The following is a 14,581-nucleotide window of genomic DNA, read 5'->3' as shown; positions in this document are numbered from 1 at the left end:
AACTCCCAGCCCTAAATCAGTAACGTTCCAGATCGATATCGATCGCCAGCGAACGGATTTCCTTGACCAACACATTGAAGGATTCCGGCATGCCGGCTTCAATCCTGTGCTCGCCCTTGACGATGTTTTCGTACACCTTGGTACGACCATTCACGTCATCGGACTTCACGGTCAACATTTCCTGCAGCACATAAGATGCGCCGTAGGCTTCAAGGGCCCACACTTCCATTTCACCGAAGCGCTGACCACCGAACTGCGCCTTGCCGCCCAGCGGCTGCTGGGTAACCAGGGAGTACGGACCGGTCGAACGGGCATGCATCTTGTCATCAACCAAGTGATGCAGTTTCAGGTAGTGCATGTAGCCAACCGTGACCTGACGCTCGAACGGCTCACCCGTACGACCATCAAACAAGGTCATCTGACCGGACGACGGCATACCGGCAAGAGCCAGCATAGCCTTGATTTCGCTGTCCTTGGCACCATCGAACACCGGGGTGGCGAACGGCACACCATTCGTCAGATTGCCTGCCATTTCGACAATTTCAGCATCGCTCAGTTCATCCAGGTTTTCCTGTTTGCCGCTGGCGTTGTAAATCTTGTCGAGGAAGGCACGCAGATCCTGGACCGCAGCCTGGGCACGGAGCATCGCACCAATCTGATGCCCCAGTCCCTTGGCAGCAAGACCGAGGTGAACCTCAAGAATCTGACCGACGTTCATCCGCGACGGCACACCAAGCGGATTCAGCACGATGTCGACCGGGCTGCCATCTTCCATGTGCGGCATGTCTTCAACCGGGAGGATGCGCGAGACGACACCCTTGTTACCGTGACGACCGGCCATCTTGTCACCCGGTTGCAGGCGACGCTTGACGGCAACATAGACCTTGACCATCTTTTGCACGCCCGGCGGCAATTCGTCGCCCTGCGTCAGCTTCTTGCGCTTGGCTTCGAAAGCGGAGTCGAAGTCCTTGCGAGCCTGCTCCAGACCATCCTTGACCTGCTCGAGCTGCTGGGCAATTTCGTCGTCAGCCAGACGAATATCAAACCAGTGATGCGGATCCATGCCATCCAGATAGGCCTGATCAATGGTTGAACCCTTGGACAGCTTCTTCGGACCGCCGTTGGCCTTCTTGCCAATAATCAGACGCTCGATACGCGCAAAAGCGTCGCGCTCGACGATGCGCATCTGGTCAGCCAGATCGAGCTTGTAGTGACGCAGGTGCTCGTCGATGATCGACTGGGCACGCTTGTCGCGCTCAATGCCTTCGCGGGTGAAGACCTGGACATCAATGACGGTACCGGCGATGCCGGACGGCACGCGCAGCGAGGTGTCCTTAACGTCGGAGGCCTTTTCACCGAAAATCGCGCGCAAGAGCTTTTCTTCCGGCGTCAGCTGGGTTTCGCCCTTGGGCGTGACCTTGCCGACGAGTACGTCAGCGGCTTCAACTTCTGCGCCGATATAAACGATACCGGAGTCATCCAGACGCGACAGTTGCGACTCGCCCAGCGAAGCGATGTCACGGGTGATTTCCTCGGGACCAAGCTTGGTATCACGAGCCACGACCGTCAGTTCCTCGATATGAATCGAGGTGTAGCGATCTTCGGCAACAACACGCTCGGAGATCAGGATCGAGTCTTCGAAGTTGTAGCCGTTCCACGGCATGAAGGCGATCAGCATGTTTTGACCAAGAGCGAGTTCGCCCTTATCGGTCGACGCACCGTCGGCCACCACATCGCCACGGGCGATCTTGTCGCCAACACGAACCAGCGGACGCTGGTTGATATTGGTGTTCTGGTTAGAGCGGGTGTACTTGACCAGGTTGTAGATATCGACACCGACTTCACCGGCGACAGTTTCGTCGTCATTGACGCGAACCACGACACGGCCGGCATCAACGTAATCGACCATACCGCCGCGGCGAGCAACAACGGCAGTACCTGAGTCAACCGCCACAGTGCGTTCGATACCGGTTCCGACCAGCGCCTTTTCCGGACGCAGGCAAGGCACGGCCTGACGTTGCATGTTGGCGCCCATCAGCGCGCGGTTCGCATCGTCATGCTCAAGGAACGGAATCAGCGAGGCTGCGACAGAAACGATCTGGCCCGGAGCCACGTCCATGTATTGGACACGAGCCGGTTCAGCCAGAATGGTTTCGCCCTTTTCGCGACAAGTCACCAAGTCATCGGACAGACGGTTGTTTTCGTCGAGCGCGGCATTGGCCTGGGCGACGACGTAATTACCTTCTTCGATTGCCGACAGGTATTCGATATCGTTGGTCACCTGACCGTCATTTACCTTGCGGTAAGCAGTTTCGATGAAGCCGTAATCATTGACGCGAGCGAACAAGGCCAGCGAGTTGATCAGACCGATATTCGGACCTTCCGGCGTTTCGATCGGGCAGACGCGACCGTAGTGGGTCGGATGCACGTCGCGCACTTCGAAGCCGGCACGCTCGCGCGTCAAACCACCCGGGCCAAGTGCGGAAACACGACGCTTGTGCGTGATTTCCGAAAGCGGATTGGTCTGGTCCATGAACTGAGACAACTGGCTGGAACCGAAGAACTCCTTGATGGCAGCACTGATCGGCTTGGCGTTGATCAGGTCATGCGGCATCAGATTGTCGGATTCAGCTTGCGACAAGCGCTCCTTGACCGCACGCTCGACGCGCACCAGGCCGGCACGGAACTGATTCTCGGCCAGTTCGCCAACGGAGCGAACCCGACGATTACCAAGGTGATCGATGTCGTCGATCTCACCGCGGCCATTACGCAACTCGACAAGAATCTTGATGACTTCGACGATGTCACGCGGCGACAGGGTCAGTTGTTCGCGCACTTCGACATTCGCACCAAGCGGCTTGATCTTTGCTGCCAGAGATTCGGCAGCTTCCTTGGTCAGATTTTCGGAAAGAGCACGCGGACCGTAAGGCATCAGACCAACCAGATCCTGGATGGCGGCCAGCGGGAATCCGGAGCCCTCGGCAAGATTACGCAGGGCTGCTTCGGCCTTCGAAGCCAGACTACGAACCATGACCTTGTATTCAATGACATCCTGGCGAGCCAGGCGGCGATTGAACTTCATCCGGCCAACGCCGGAGAGGTCATAACGCTCGTCAGAATAGAACAGACCGTTGAACAAGATTTCAACAGCTTCTTCCGTCGGCGGCTCGCCCGGACGCATCATGCGATAGATCGCGACACGAGCAGCCTGACGCGAGGCCGTTTCGTCGGCACGCAGGGTATTGGAGATAAAGGCACCGCGATCCAGATCGTTCGTGTACAGCGTCTCGACGGTGGTGATCTCGGCTTCACGCAACTTGGCCAGCAAGGTTTCCGTAATTTCGTCATTCGCGTTGGCGACGACTTCACCGGTTGCCTTGTCGATGATGTTCCTGGCGATTACACGACCAATGATGAAGTCTTCCGGCACTACGATCTGCTTCAGAGAAGCTGCACCGATATCGCGAATGTGCTTCGCGGTAATGCGCTTGTCTTTCGCAACGATGACCGTGCCATCCGGCCCGACGAAGTCGAAACGGGCAACCTCGCCACGCAAGCGCTCGGGAACCAGGGTAAATTCGACATTCTCCTGCCCAAGCAGGAAGGTATCGAAGTCGAAGAACTCGCTGAGGATTTCTTCTGAAGACATGCCGATCGCCTTGAGCAGCGTCGTAACCGGCATCTTGCGGCGACGGTCGACACGGAAAAAGAGCGTATCTTTCGGATCAAACTCAAAATCCAGCCACGAACCACGGTAAGGAATAACGCGCGCAGAAAACAGCAATTTGCCCGAGCTGTGGGTCTTGCCACGATCATGCTCGAAGAAGACGCCCGGCGAGCGATGCAACTGCGAGACGATGACACGTTCAGTACCATTGATCACAAAGGATCCATTGGTGGTCATGAGCGGAATTTCGCCCATGTACACTTCCTGTTCCTTCACTTCCTTGACCGTGTCAGGCGCTTCGCGATCCATGATCACCAGACGCACACGAGCACGCAGGGAAGAAGCGAAGGTCAGACCACGTTGCTGGCACTCGGTTACATCAAACGCCGGTTCGCCAAGCATGAAGCTGACGAATTCAAGGCGTGCATTTCCGGAGTGCGAGACGATCGGGAAAATCGAGGTGAACGCTGCTTGCAAGCCTTCATTTTTGCGCTTTTCAGCTGGGACTTCCGCCTGCAAAAAAGCGGTAAAGGACTCGAGCTGGGTCGCAAGCAGGAAGGGAATGTCAAGCACGCTGGCGCGCTTGGCAAAGCTCTTACGGATGCGTTTTTTCTCGGTGAAGGAGTAAGTCATGGTAACTCCGTGAGGATGAAATCAAACATGGAACCTGTCGAAACAGGCAAACGCAAACGGGCTCGCCTCCCGCAGGGGGAAGAGGAGAGCATCGCTTGCGTTTGCCGGTTGGCGTTATTCAAGTTCGTTTCTGGTTTAGTAAAGCCTGAATTACAAAGCACAAAAGGGCTGGCGGTAAACCGCCAGCCCGGACAGCGAAAGTCGATTACTTGACTTCGACCTTGGCGCCAGCTTCTTCCAGTTGCTTCTTGAGGGCTTCTGCATCAGCCTTCGAGACGCCTTCCTTGACAGCCTTCGGAGCGCCATCAACCAGATCCTTGGCTTCCTTGAGGCCCAGGCCGGTAACGGCACGGACGACCTTAATAACTTCAACCTTCTTGTCGCCCGGACCGAGCAGCATGACGGTGAATTCGGTCTGCTCTTCAGCGGCAGCAGCTGCAGTAGCCGGGCCGGCAACGGCGACGGCAGCAGCGGAAACGCCAAACTTCTCTTCGAATGCCTTGACCAGGTCATTCAGTTCCATAACGGTCAGGGAGCCAACGGCTTCCAGGATGTCTTCTTTGCTAATTGCCATTTCAATAAACTCCTAAATCAGTTCGTATGCGGTGAGGATTAAGCGGCAGCTTCTTCGCGTTGCTTAGCCAGTGCATCCAGGCCGCGGACAAAGCCGGCAACCGGAGCTTGCATGACGTACAACAGCTTGGAGAGCAACTCTTCGCGGCTCGGCACGGAGGCGAGCGCCTGCACACCGGCTTTGTCGAGCACCTTGCCAGCGTAAGAGCCAGCCTTGAGCACGAGCTTGTCGTTGGTTTTCGCGAAGTCGTTGAGGACTTTCGCAGCGGCCACGGGGTCAGCAGATACGCTATAGATCAGCGGACCGACCATTTGGTCAGCCAGGTCGGCGAACGAAGTGCCCGCGACCGCGCGACGAACCAAAGTATTTTTCAACACACGTAGATACACACCAGACTCGCGTGCCTTTTTACGCAGCACAGTGAGGTCAACAACCTCAATGCCACGGTATTCGGCAATCACGATAGTCTCTGCGTTGGCCACTTGTGCCGACACCTCAGCTACAACCGCTTTTTTGTCGTTCAGATTGAGACCCACAGGTCTTTCCTCCTTTCAAGTCATAACACGACGGGAAGAATTTCCCGCCGCACCTACGGCGACCTGAACCAGAAGCTATGCTGTCCGTTTCCGGCCAGCAGAAAATCTTGTTCTGGGACACCGTCTGCGCAGGGTGCTTTCGCGATTAAGCCCCGTTACCAGAGCGCCTGCGGTCTTTGACGATCTACAGGCAGTCCTCGTTAGACGACTGCCTGTAGCCCAAAGTACTTTTTAGCCAACCAGCGTAGCCTGATCGACGCGAACACCGGGGCCCATCGTGGCAGCAACAGCAACTTTGCGAAGATACTGACCCTTGGAGGTAGCAGGCTTCGCCTTTTGCAGCGCATCAATCAGCGCCTTCAGGTTGGTTTCGAGATTTTCGACCGAGAAAGAAGCGCGACCGATCGTGGCATGAATGATACCGGCCTTGTCGGTACGATACTGAACCTGACCAGCCTTGGCATTCTTGACAGCGGTAACCACATCCATGGTGACCGTACCAACCTTCGGGTTCGGCATCAGACCACGCGGACCAAGAACCTGACCGAGTTGGCCGACGACCTTCATGGCGTCAGGCGTCGCGATAACCACGTCGAAATCCAGCTTGCCGGCCTTGACGTCAGCAGCCAGATCGTCGAAACCGACGACTTCGGCGCCAGCAGCACGGGCAGCCTCAGCCTTTTCGCCCTGGGCGAAAACAGCAACGCGCACCGACTTGCCGGTACCAGCCGGCAACACGACGGAGCCGCGAACGACCTGATCCGACTTGCGAGCATCAACGCCGAGATTGACAGCCACGTCGATCGATTCGTCGAACTTGGCGGTCGCAGTTTCCTTAGCCAGCGTCAGAGCTTCCTGAACCGGATAGAGCTTCATTGCAACGATCTTGCCCTGTTGGGCCTTTTGTTTTTTCGTGAGCTTAGCCATGATTACAGACCCTCAACCGTGATACCCATGGAGCGGGCGGAACCAGCGATCGTACGAACGGCAGCATCCATATCGGAAGCAGTCAGATCGGGCATCTTGGTCTTGGCGATTTCTTCAGCCTGGGCACGGGTAATCTTGCCAACCTTGTCGGTATGCGGCTTGGCCGAACCAGACTTGATACCAGCAGCTTTCTTGATCAGGATCGTTGCCGGCGGGGTCTTCATCACGAACGTGAAAGACTTGTCGGCAAAAGCAGTGATCACGACAGGAATCGGCAGACCCGGCTCAACGCCTTGCGTCTGGGCATTGAATGCCTTGCAGAATTCCATGATGTTCAGGCCGCGCTGACCCAGCGCCGGACCAATAGGGGGGGACGGATTTGCTTTGCCTGCCGGCACTTGCAGCTTGATGTAGCCAATAATTTTCTTGGCCATAATGACTCCTAACTCGTGAGTTGTAGCGCGCTTTTAGTCTTTTTATCGACTGACTCACGCTCCTCTTGCCGGAACAAAGGGTCTCCGGCTAACCCTTGAATCTTCAGCTCAGGACTTTTCAACCTGGGCGAACTCCAACTCAACCGGCGTAGCACGACCGAAAATGGTCACAGAAACGCGCAGGCGATTTTTTTCATAGTTAACATCTTCGACCGAGCCATGGAAGTCGGTGAAAGGACCTTCCTTGACACGAACGACCTCGCCAACCTCAAACAGCACCTTGGGACGTGGCTTTTCAACCCCCTCCTGCATCTGCTGCATGATTTTTTCAACTTCTTTTTCAGAAATCGGAGTCGGACGATTAGCGGTACCACCAACAAAACCCGTAACCTTTGGCGTGTTTTTCACCAAGTGCCAAGAGTCGTCGTCCATTTCCATTTCGCACAGCACATAGCCCGGAAAGAACTTGCGCTCGGAGATGGACTTCTGACCACCCTTCATCTCAACAACTTCTTCGACCGGAACAAGAATCCGACCGAACTTATCTTGCATATCCAAGCGGGTAATGCGCTCCTGAATGGCGCGCATTACACTTTTCTCGAAGCCGGAGTAGGCATGTACGACATACCAGCGTTTGCTCATGATTTCTTCCAGCCCAGCACGAGATCATAAAGAACCCACTCGAGGCTCTTGTCAGTCAGATAGAGGAACACGGCCATGACAACAACGAAGGCAAATACTGCACCGGTTGTCTGCATGGTTTCCTTGCGAGAAGGCCACACAACCTTCTTTGCTTCAACAACAGCCTCGTTGGCAAATGCAAAAAAACGCTGACCCGGCTCAGTTTTCCAGGCAACGGCACTTGCAAGCGCCAGCCCGACGAGAACCGCAAGGACGCGCAAAATCATTGCCTGCTCGGAGAGCAGGTAGAAACCAGCCACGCCAGCTGCCAGAATAACCAGCGCCAGCGCAAACTTGATCTTGTCAGCCATGACGTTCGCGATCTTTAAAGAGAGTGGCAGGGGCGGAGGGAATCGAACCCCCGACCTACGGTTTTGGAAACCGTTGCTCTACCAATTGAGCTACACCCCTGCTGCAGAAAAACCAAAGCGCCTCGGTTTCCCGAAGCGCCTCAATTACAAAATCGATCGATTACTCGATGATCTTGGCGACAACACCGGCGCCAACGGTACGACCACCTTCGCGGATAGCGAAGCGCAGACCATCTTCCATGGCGATCGGAGCAATCAGCTTGACCGTCATCTGGATGTTGTCACCCGGCATAACCATTTCAACGCCTTCCGGCAGCGAAATCGCACCGGTCACGTCGGTCGTGCGGAAGTAGAACTGCGGACGGTAGTTGTTGAAGAACGGGGTATGACGACCGCCTTCGTCCTTCGACAGAACATACACTTCGCCGGTGAAGTGGGTGTGCGGGGTGATCGAACCCGGCTTGCACAGCACTTGACCACGCTCAACATCTTCACGCTTGGTGCCGCGCAGCAGCGCGCCAACGTTGTCGCCAGCCTGACCTTGGTCGAGCAGCTTGCGGAACATTTCAACACCGGTACAGGTGGTCTTGACGGTCGGACGGATACCGACGATCTCGATTTCTTCACCAACCTTGACAATGCCGCGCTCGATACGACCGGTCACCACAGTACCGCGACCAGAGATCGAGAAGACGTCTTCAACCGGCATCAGGAACGGCAGATCAACAGCGCGCTCCGGGGTCGGAATATAGGAATCCAGCGCATCGGCCAGACGGAAGATCGACGGCTCGCCGATTTCGGACTGATCGCCTTCCAGAGCCTTCAGAGCAGAACCATGAACGATCGGGGTGTCATCACCCGGGAAGTCGTACTTGGAGAGCAGCTCGCGCAGTTCCATTTCGACCAGCTCGAGCAGCTCGGCATCGTCAACCATGTCGCACTTGTTCATGTACACCAGAACGTACGGCACACCAACCTGGCGAGCAAGGAGGATGTGTTCGCGAGTCTGCGGCATCGGGCCGTCAGCAGCGGAACAAACCAGAATGGCGCCGTCCATCTGGGCAGCACCGGTAATCATGTTCTTGACGTAGTCGGCATGGCCCGGGCAGTCAACGTGGGCGTAGTGACGATTCGCGGTTTCGTATTCGACGTGCGCGGTATTGATGGTGATACCACGAGCCTTTTCTTCCGGCGCCGCATCAATCTGGTCGTATGCCTTGGCAGCACCACCAAACTTGGCAGCCAGCACCGTGGTGATCGCAGCCGTCAGGGTCGTCTTGCCGTGGTCAACGTGACCAATCGTGCCGACGTTTACGTGCGGCTTGGTACGCTCGAATTTTTCCTTAGCCATTCTAGTTCCTCAATAATCAGATAAATAAAAAATCCAGAATCCAAGCCAATCGGTGGTGCCCATGGGCAGGATCGAACTGCCGACCTCTCCCTTACCAAGGGAGTGCTCTACCACTGAGCCACATGGGCCTACCTTAAAACTCCAGCTGTACCGCACATGGAGCGGGTGAAGGGAATCGAACCCTCGTCTTAAGCTTGGAAGGCTTCAGCTCTACCATTGAGCTACACCCGCTTATCCTTTGCCCGCAGCACAGGCCGCTACAGCATTCAATCTGGTGGAGGGAGAAGGATTCGAACCTTCGAAGGCAGAGCCGACAGATTTACAGTCTGTTCCCGTTGACCGCTTGGGTATCCCTCCGGAGAACGCAAGATTATCCTGACAAGACAATCCCGTGTCAACACTTATAAATAGAAAAAGCCGGCACACGGCCGGCTTTCGAACTTCAAGCAGCAATTACTTCTGGGCAAGAACCCAGGCAACCAGCTTCTTGGCTTCGTCTTCAGTCACATTATTCGGCGGCATCGGGATCTCACCCCAGGCACCCTTGCCACCAGCCTTGACCTTGGCTGCGAGCTTGGCAGGAGCAGCCTTGTCGCCCTTGTACTTGGCCGCAACATCCTTGTAAGCCGGGCCAACCAGCTTCTTGTCGATCGCATGGCAGGACATGCAGTTCTTGGCCTTGGCCAAAGCTTCGTCAGCCTGGGCTTGGCCAGCCATCACGATGCCTGCGGCTGCCATCATGGCAATATAAACAGTTTTCATTATCTCGCTCCGATTGTCGGGTTGATGGGTAAATCAGCATGTGATGATAAAACCCTTTTTACTCCCGTGCAAACCGCTTTTGACTTTGCAAAACACCGGAGGCTGATTCAGGCTTTTCTGCTGACACGCAATTAACGCCATCAGTTGCGTTCCGTTGACCCAAAAAATGAAAAGCACTCCCTATTTCACTCCCCGGCACCAATGGCGCCATGCCAGGGATAGCCGACATGGCGCCATTGGTGCCCGTCTTTACTTGCGACGCTGGATCTGCGCCACATTGCGCACAGCGCCCTTGTCGGCCGATGTCGCCATCAGCGCATAGGCTTGCAGCGCGGCCGACACGACCCGTTCACGATCAACCGGCTTCCAGGCATTTTCACCACGAGACTCCATGCTCATCCGACGCTGCGCGAGATCAGCATCGGAAATCGCCAGATGAATACGCCGATTCGGGATATCGATCTCGATCGTATCGCCCTCCTCAACCAGACCAATCGCACCGCCATCCGCTGCCTCAGGCGATGCGTGACCGATGGAAAGACCGGAAGTACCGCCGGAGAAGCGGCCGTCGGTGAGCAACGCGCAGGCTTTGCCGAGACCCATCGACTTCAGGTAGGAGGTCGGGTAGAGCATTTCCTGCATGCCCGGCCCGCCCTTCGGGCCTTCGTAGCGGATCACGACGACATCGCCAGCGACGATTTTCTCGCCCAGAATGGCGTCGACCGCTGCATCCTGACTTTCGAAGACACGGGCACGCCCACTGAATTTCCAGATTGACTCATCGACACCCGCCGTCTTGACGATACAGCCGTCCAGCGCGATGTTGCCGAAAAGTACTGCCAGACCGCCTTCCTGCGAGAAGGCATTGGCCTTGTTGCGAATACAGCCGTGAGTACGATCGAGATCAAGCTCATTGAAACGGCGATCCTGCGAGAACGCGACCTGCGTCGGCACCCCACCCGGCGAGGCCTTGAAAAACTCATGCACTTTCACGTCGTGCTCACGCACCACATCCCAACGATCGATCGCTTCGCCGATGTTCTTGGTATGCACGGTCGGCACATCGCGCGAGATCAAACCAGCCCGATCGAGTTCACCAAGGATGCCCATGATGCCGCCGGCGCGGTGCACATCCTCGATGTGGTACTTGTCGGTCATCGGCGCCACCTTGCACAAGCAGGGAACGGCACGCGAAATGCGGTCGATGTCGGCCATCGTGAAATCAACGCCCGCTTCCTGTGCCGTCGCCAGGATATGAAGCACGGTATTGGTCGAGCCGCCCATCGCAACATCCAGCGTCATGGCGTTTTCAAAAGCGGCTTTGGTGGCGATCGAACGCGGCAGCACCGAAGCGTCATCCTGTTCGTAATAGCGCTTGCACAACTCGACGATCTGGCGACCTGCACGCAGGAAGAGCTGCTTGCGATCGGCGTGCGTGGCAACCACGGTACCATTGCCCGGCAGGCTGAGACCGAAGGCTTCGGTCAGACAATTCATCGAATTGGCGGTGAACATGCCGGAACAGGAGCCGCAGGTCGGACAGGCCGAACGCTCGATCTCATCGAGGTCGGACTGGGACACGGAGTGATCGGCCGCCTTGACCATGGCATCGACCAGATCAAGATGGACAACCTGTCCCTGCAGTTTGACCTTGCCGGCCTCCATCGGCCCGCCGGAAACGAAGATGACCGGGATGTTGAGGCGCATGGCGGCCATCAGCATGCCCGGGGTGATCTTGTCGCAGTTGGAGATGCAAACCATGGCATCTGCACAGTGGGCGTTGACCATGTATTCGACGGAGTCGGCAATCAGGTCGCGGCTGGGCAGCGAATAGAGCATGCCGCTGTGGCCCATGGCGATGCCATCGTCGATCGCGATCGTGTTGAATTCTTTGGCGACACCGCCGGCCGCCTCAATCTCGCGCGCCACCAGTTGGCCCATGTCCTTCAGATGCACATGACCCGGCACGAACTGGGTGAAACTGTTGACCACGGCGATGATCGGCTTGCCGAAATCGCCATCCTTCATGCCGGTAGCGCGCCACAGGGAGCGGGCACCAGCCATGTTGCGACCGTGGGTGGAAGTACGTGAGCGGTATTGCGGCATGGGAATCTCCATCTGAAACATGGCGCCCGAAGTCGTGTAACAAAAGGCGCGAACTATAATCGGCTAATTCTAGCCCACTCTGCGCCTACGATGCTTATCCACCCCCAGTTCGATCCCGTCGCCATCTGGCTCGGCCCTTTGCCCATCCGCTGGTATGGCCTGATGTACCTGCTCGCCTTCGCCCAGTTCATCCTGCTCGGGCGCTACCGGATCAAAACCCGGCCGTCGATCATGACTGCCGAACAACTCGACGACCTGCTGTTCTACGGCATGCTCGGCGTCATTCTCGGCGGTCGACTCGGCCAGGTGCTGTTTTACGAACCCGGCTATTACTTCTCGCACCCGTTCGAGATCATTGCGGTCTGGAAAGGCGGCATGAGCTTTCATGGTGGCTTCCTCGGCGTCGTCATTGCACTCGGCCTGTGGGCAAGAAAGCAGCGCCTGAACTGGCTGGCCGTCACTGACTTTGTCGCCCCGCTGGTGCCGCTTGGCCTGGCCGCCGGACGCATCGGCAATTTCATCAATGGCGAACTGTGGGGCCGCGTCGCCGACGCCAACCTGCCCTGGGCGATGGTCTTCCCGCAAGCCGGCGACCTGCAGCCGCGCCACCCGTCGCAGCTCTACCACGTCGGCCTCGAAGGCCTGGCCCTGTTTCTCATCCTCTGGCTCTACGCCGGCAAAAACCGCCCGCGTGGCGCGTTGACCGGTGCGGGGCTGGTTGGCTACGGCTGTTTCCGCTTCATCACCGAATACTTCCGCGAACCGGATGCCGGCATTTTCGGGCAGTCCTACACGATCAGCATGGGCCAGTGGCTGTCGCTGCCGATGATCGCGGTGGGCATCCTGCTCCTTGTTCTGGCTTACCGGAAGCAGCATTGAGGCGACGCTTCCGCTCGCCGGCGAAGACTTTATAATTATGGATTACGTTATCCATTCACAGACAGGAATCCAGTCATGACACGTCCCTTCAAGGTTCTCGGCATCCAGCAAATCGCCATCGGCGGTCCGTCCAAGGAAAAACTGCGCACCCTGTGGGTCGAGAAATTCGGCCTGGAAATCACCAGCACCTTCGTTTCCGAACGCGAGAACGTCGATGAAGACATCTGCGCCATGGGCACCGGCCCGTTCAAGGTCGAAGTCGATCTGATGCAGCCGCTCGATCCGGAAAAGAAGCCGGCCGTACATGCCACGCCGCTCAATCACGTTGGCCTGTGGATCGATGACCTGCCCAAGGCCGTCGAATGGCTCTCCGCCAACGGCGTGCGCTTCGCTCCGGGCGGCATCCGCAAGGGCGCCGCGGGTTTCGACATCACCTTCCTGCACCCGAAGGGCAACGAGGAATTCCCGATCGGCGGCGAAGGCGTCCTGATTGAACTGGTCCAGGCACCGCCGGAAGTCGTTTCGGCCTTCGCCAAACTGGCTGCGCAATAAGCAACGCATGAACGACGAGCTCCCCGAGGACGACCTCGAGGATTCCCGGGCGGCGCTGGCGCCGACCCTGGAGGCCGCGGCCGCGATCCTGCCCTGGGTGGCCAAGCCGCGGCCCTTGCGCTTCGACGAGAAGCTCAACCAGCGCTGGGTCGCCGCCGCCTGCCGCCTGTCCATCGCCTGGTCGGAACGCCACGGCCAGACGGTCGACGACACCCGGCCGGCGATTTTCGCCCTCTACGGCATTGCCCTGGAAACCGCCGATGCCGACTGCCTGCATCTCGGCGAAGCGCTGGCCAGTGCCAGCGATCTGCTTGAAGACGGCAACCCGGCGCCCCGCCTGATCGCTGCACTCACTGCCACCATCGAATGCCTGGGCGAAGAAGGCGGCCTAGAGCATGTCCTGTTTGCCGAACGTGCCCGCCATTTCGCGCAGCGCCTCGAAGCCAGCATGGCACCGTCAGCCGGCAGCAGCCTGCGCTCACCAGTTCTCGACCGCCTGTTCGTCGGCGAAGCCAGCGAACGCCTCGAGCGCATGCATGACGCCTTGGCCGCCTTGCCGCCGGATGCCTACGCCCTCAAGCTGGAAGCCGACGAAATCGCCCAACAGGCCGAACATCTGGAGCTTTTTGGCATCGTGCATCTGGCCCGTCAGATTGAACGGACGATCCCCGGCCAGGATGGCACCGGCGATCTCGACCAGCCGCAACTGCGCCAGACGATGCAGGATTTGCTGCAGCAGCTCGAAACCGCGATCGCAGCGGTCGACGTCTGAAAAAGGCCGAAAATCACGGCCGCCGGATTTTGCCCGGCGACCGCTGATCGCCTAAAGCTCCGGGCTGCCCGGCATGGTCTTGAAGATGAAGGCGGCGCGCTCGACCTCGACCATCCAGACCAGACCATCGCCATAATGCCCGGTCTGGGCAACCTCGGTAATGCGCCGGAAAATATCCTCGGCCACCTCGTCCGGCGCAACGATCTCGATACGCACCTTGGGCGTGTAATCGGTCAGTTCGTCCTTGATCTTGTTGCGCGCGACATGCCGGCTCGGCGCGCTGCACCCCTCGACCTTGCTCACCGTCATGCCGGGAAAACCCGGCAAGGCCACCAGCGCATCACGCAGGGCCGCCAGCTTGTTGGGGCGGATGACCGCCTTGATCTCTTTCATCGC

14 protein-coding genes and 4 tRNA genes are annotated in these 14,581 nt (G+C 57.6%); 3 read left to right on the top strand and 15 right to left on the bottom strand.

From position 1 onward, the window contains the following. Positions 1-16: 16 nt before the first annotated feature. From rpoB to ilvD, 14 genes are all read right to left on the bottom strand, one after another. Positions 17-4,300 carry a DNA-directed RNA polymerase subunit beta gene (gene rpoB, locus KIG99_RS11595; protein ID WP_226460306.1) on the bottom strand — a complete coding sequence of 1,428 codons (4,284 nt, stop codon included), beginning with the start codon at positions 4,298-4,300 and terminating at the stop codon, positions 17-19. 205 nt (positions 4,301-4,505) lie between these two features. Beyond that, on the bottom strand, positions 4,506-4,874 hold the full coding sequence (gene rplL / locus KIG99_RS11590; RefSeq protein ID WP_226460305.1) for a 50S ribosomal protein L7/L12: 369 nt from the start codon (positions 4,872-4,874) through the stop codon (positions 4,506-4,508). Positions 4,875-4,912: 38 nt separating this feature from the next. Then, on the bottom strand, positions 4,913-5,410 hold the full coding sequence (gene rplJ / locus KIG99_RS11585) for a 50S ribosomal protein L10 (protein ID WP_226442093.1): 498 nt from the start codon (positions 5,408-5,410) through the stop codon (positions 4,913-4,915). Positions 5,411-5,641: 231 nt separating this feature from the next. Beyond that, complete coding sequence (rplA, locus tag KIG99_RS11580) at positions 5,642-6,337, bottom strand: 50S ribosomal protein L1 (RefSeq protein WP_226460304.1); 696 nt, start codon at positions 6,335-6,337, stop codon at positions 5,642-5,644. A gap of 2 nt (positions 6,338-6,339) precedes the next feature. Continuing rightward, the gene (gene rplK / locus KIG99_RS11575) at positions 6,340-6,771 is read right to left on the bottom strand and encodes a 50S ribosomal protein L11 (RefSeq protein WP_226442091.1); all 432 of its coding nucleotides are present in this window, start codon (positions 6,769-6,771) and stop codon (positions 6,340-6,342) included. Positions 6,772-6,879: 108 nt separating this feature from the next. After that, entirely contained in the window at positions 6,880-7,413 is a 534-nt protein-coding gene (gene nusG, locus KIG99_RS11570) for a transcription termination/antitermination protein NusG (RefSeq protein WP_226442090.1), read from the bottom strand. Further along, positions 7,410-7,763, bottom strand: a complete 354-nt coding sequence (gene secE / locus KIG99_RS11565; protein ID WP_226460303.1) for a preprotein translocase subunit SecE — start codon at positions 7,761-7,763, stop codon at positions 7,410-7,412. Before secE ends, nusG begins: the two co-directional genes overlap by 4 nt. Before the next feature lie 24 nt (positions 7,764-7,787). Then, positions 7,788-7,863 (bottom strand) — tRNA-Trp (locus KIG99_RS11560). A gap of 60 nt (positions 7,864-7,923) precedes the next feature. Next, positions 7,924-9,114: an elongation factor Tu gene (gene tuf, locus KIG99_RS11555; RefSeq protein WP_226460302.1), complete on the bottom strand. Its 1,191-nt coding sequence runs from the start codon at positions 9,112-9,114 to the stop codon at positions 7,924-7,926. 53 nt (positions 9,115-9,167) lie between these two features. Then, positions 9,168-9,242 (bottom strand) — tRNA-Thr (locus KIG99_RS11550). A gap of 29 nt (positions 9,243-9,271) precedes the next feature. After that, positions 9,272-9,345: transfer RNA gene (locus KIG99_RS11545), tRNA-Gly, on the bottom strand. Between the two features lie 41 nt (positions 9,346-9,386). Continuing rightward, a tRNA-Tyr gene (locus KIG99_RS11540) sits at positions 9,387-9,471 on the bottom strand. Between the two features lie 96 nt (positions 9,472-9,567). Next, complete coding sequence (locus tag KIG99_RS11535) at positions 9,568-9,876, bottom strand: c-type cytochrome (protein ID WP_226460301.1); 309 nt, start codon at positions 9,874-9,876, stop codon at positions 9,568-9,570. A 249-nt stretch (positions 9,877-10,125) separates the two neighbouring features. Further along, a complete protein-coding gene (ilvD, locus tag KIG99_RS11530) occupies positions 10,126-11,982 on the bottom strand; it encodes a dihydroxy-acid dehydratase (RefSeq protein ID WP_226460300.1) in 1,857 nt (618 codons plus the stop codon). A gap of 90 nt (positions 11,983-12,072) precedes the next feature. Here ilvD and lgt point away from each other — a divergent pair, with 90 nt between their 5' ends. The 3 genes from lgt (at position 12,073) to KIG99_RS11515 (ending at position 14,185) form a co-directional block, all read left to right on the top strand. Further along, positions 12,073-12,861 (top strand): prolipoprotein diacylglyceryl transferase, encoded by a 789-nt coding sequence (gene lgt / locus KIG99_RS11525; protein WP_226460299.1) that lies wholly within the window; start codon positions 12,073-12,075, stop codon positions 12,859-12,861. A gap of 75 nt (positions 12,862-12,936) precedes the next feature. Continuing rightward, on the top strand, positions 12,937-13,413 hold the full coding sequence (locus KIG99_RS11520; RefSeq protein WP_226442084.1) for a VOC family protein: 477 nt from the start codon (positions 12,937-12,939) through the stop codon (positions 13,411-13,413). A gap of 7 nt (positions 13,414-13,420) precedes the next feature. Next, complete coding sequence (locus tag KIG99_RS11515) at positions 13,421-14,185, top strand: hypothetical protein (protein WP_226460298.1); 765 nt, start codon at positions 13,421-13,423, stop codon at positions 14,183-14,185. Between the two features lie 51 nt (positions 14,186-14,236). Here KIG99_RS11515 and KIG99_RS11510 read toward each other — a convergent pair whose 3' ends face one another. After that, positions 14,237-14,578, bottom strand: coding sequence for a P-II family nitrogen regulator (locus tag KIG99_RS11510; protein ID WP_226460297.1), 342 nt, complete (start codon positions 14,576-14,578; stop codon positions 14,237-14,239). Between the last annotated feature and the right edge of the window lie 3 nt (positions 14,579-14,581).

The sequence above is a fragment of the Quatrionicoccus australiensis genome, from assembly GCF_020510425.1.
GTDB classification, from domain to species: domain Bacteria; phylum Pseudomonadota; class Gammaproteobacteria; order Burkholderiales; family Rhodocyclaceae; genus Azonexus; species Azonexus australiensis_A.
The sequence above is the reverse complement of the archived record's forward strand: the minus strand, read 5'-3'. Positions and strand labels throughout refer to the sequence as shown.

Bases quoted from the DNA above. Each gene is read 5' to 3' on its own strand.
- rpoB (WP_226460306.1), bottom strand. From the start codon at position 4,300: ATGACTTACTCCTTCACCGAGAAAAAACGCATCCGTAAGAGCTTTGCC.
- rplL (WP_226460305.1), bottom strand. From the start codon at position 4,874: ATGGCAATTAGCAAAGAAGACATCCTGGAAGCCGTTGGCTCCCTGACC.
- rplA (WP_226460304.1), bottom strand. From the start codon at position 6,337: ATGGCTAAGCTCACGAAAAAACAAAAGGCCCAACAGGGCAAGATCGTT.
- rplK (WP_226442091.1), bottom strand. From the start codon at position 6,771: ATGGCCAAGAAAATTATTGGCTACATCAAGCTGCAAGTGCCGGCAGGC.
- nusG (WP_226442090.1), bottom strand. From the start codon at position 7,413: ATGAGCAAACGCTGGTATGTCGTACATGCCTACTCCGGCTTCGAGAAA.
- secE (WP_226460303.1), bottom strand. From the start codon at position 7,763: ATGGCTGACAAGATCAAGTTTGCGCTGGCGCTGGTTATTCTGGCAGCT.
- tuf (WP_226460302.1), bottom strand. From the start codon at position 9,114: ATGGCTAAGGAAAAATTCGAGCGTACCAAGCCGCACGTAAACGTCGGC.
- KIG99_RS11535 (WP_226460301.1), bottom strand. From the start codon at position 9,876: ATGAAAACTGTTTATATTGCCATGATGGCAGCCGCAGGCATCGTGATG.
- ilvD (WP_226460300.1), bottom strand. From the start codon at position 11,982: ATGCCGCAATACCGCTCACGTACTTCCACCCACGGTCGCAACATGGCT.
- lgt (WP_226460299.1), top strand. From the start codon at position 12,073: ATGCTTATCCACCCCCAGTTCGATCCCGTCGCCATCTGGCTCGGCCCT.
- KIG99_RS11520 (WP_226442084.1), top strand. From the start codon at position 12,937: ATGACACGTCCCTTCAAGGTTCTCGGCATCCAGCAAATCGCCATCGGC.
- KIG99_RS11515 (WP_226460298.1), top strand. From the start codon at position 13,421: ATGAACGACGAGCTCCCCGAGGACGACCTCGAGGATTCCCGGGCGGCG.
- KIG99_RS11510 (WP_226460297.1), bottom strand. From the start codon at position 14,578: ATGAAAGAGATCAAGGCGGTCATCCGCCCCAACAAGCTGGCGGCCCTG.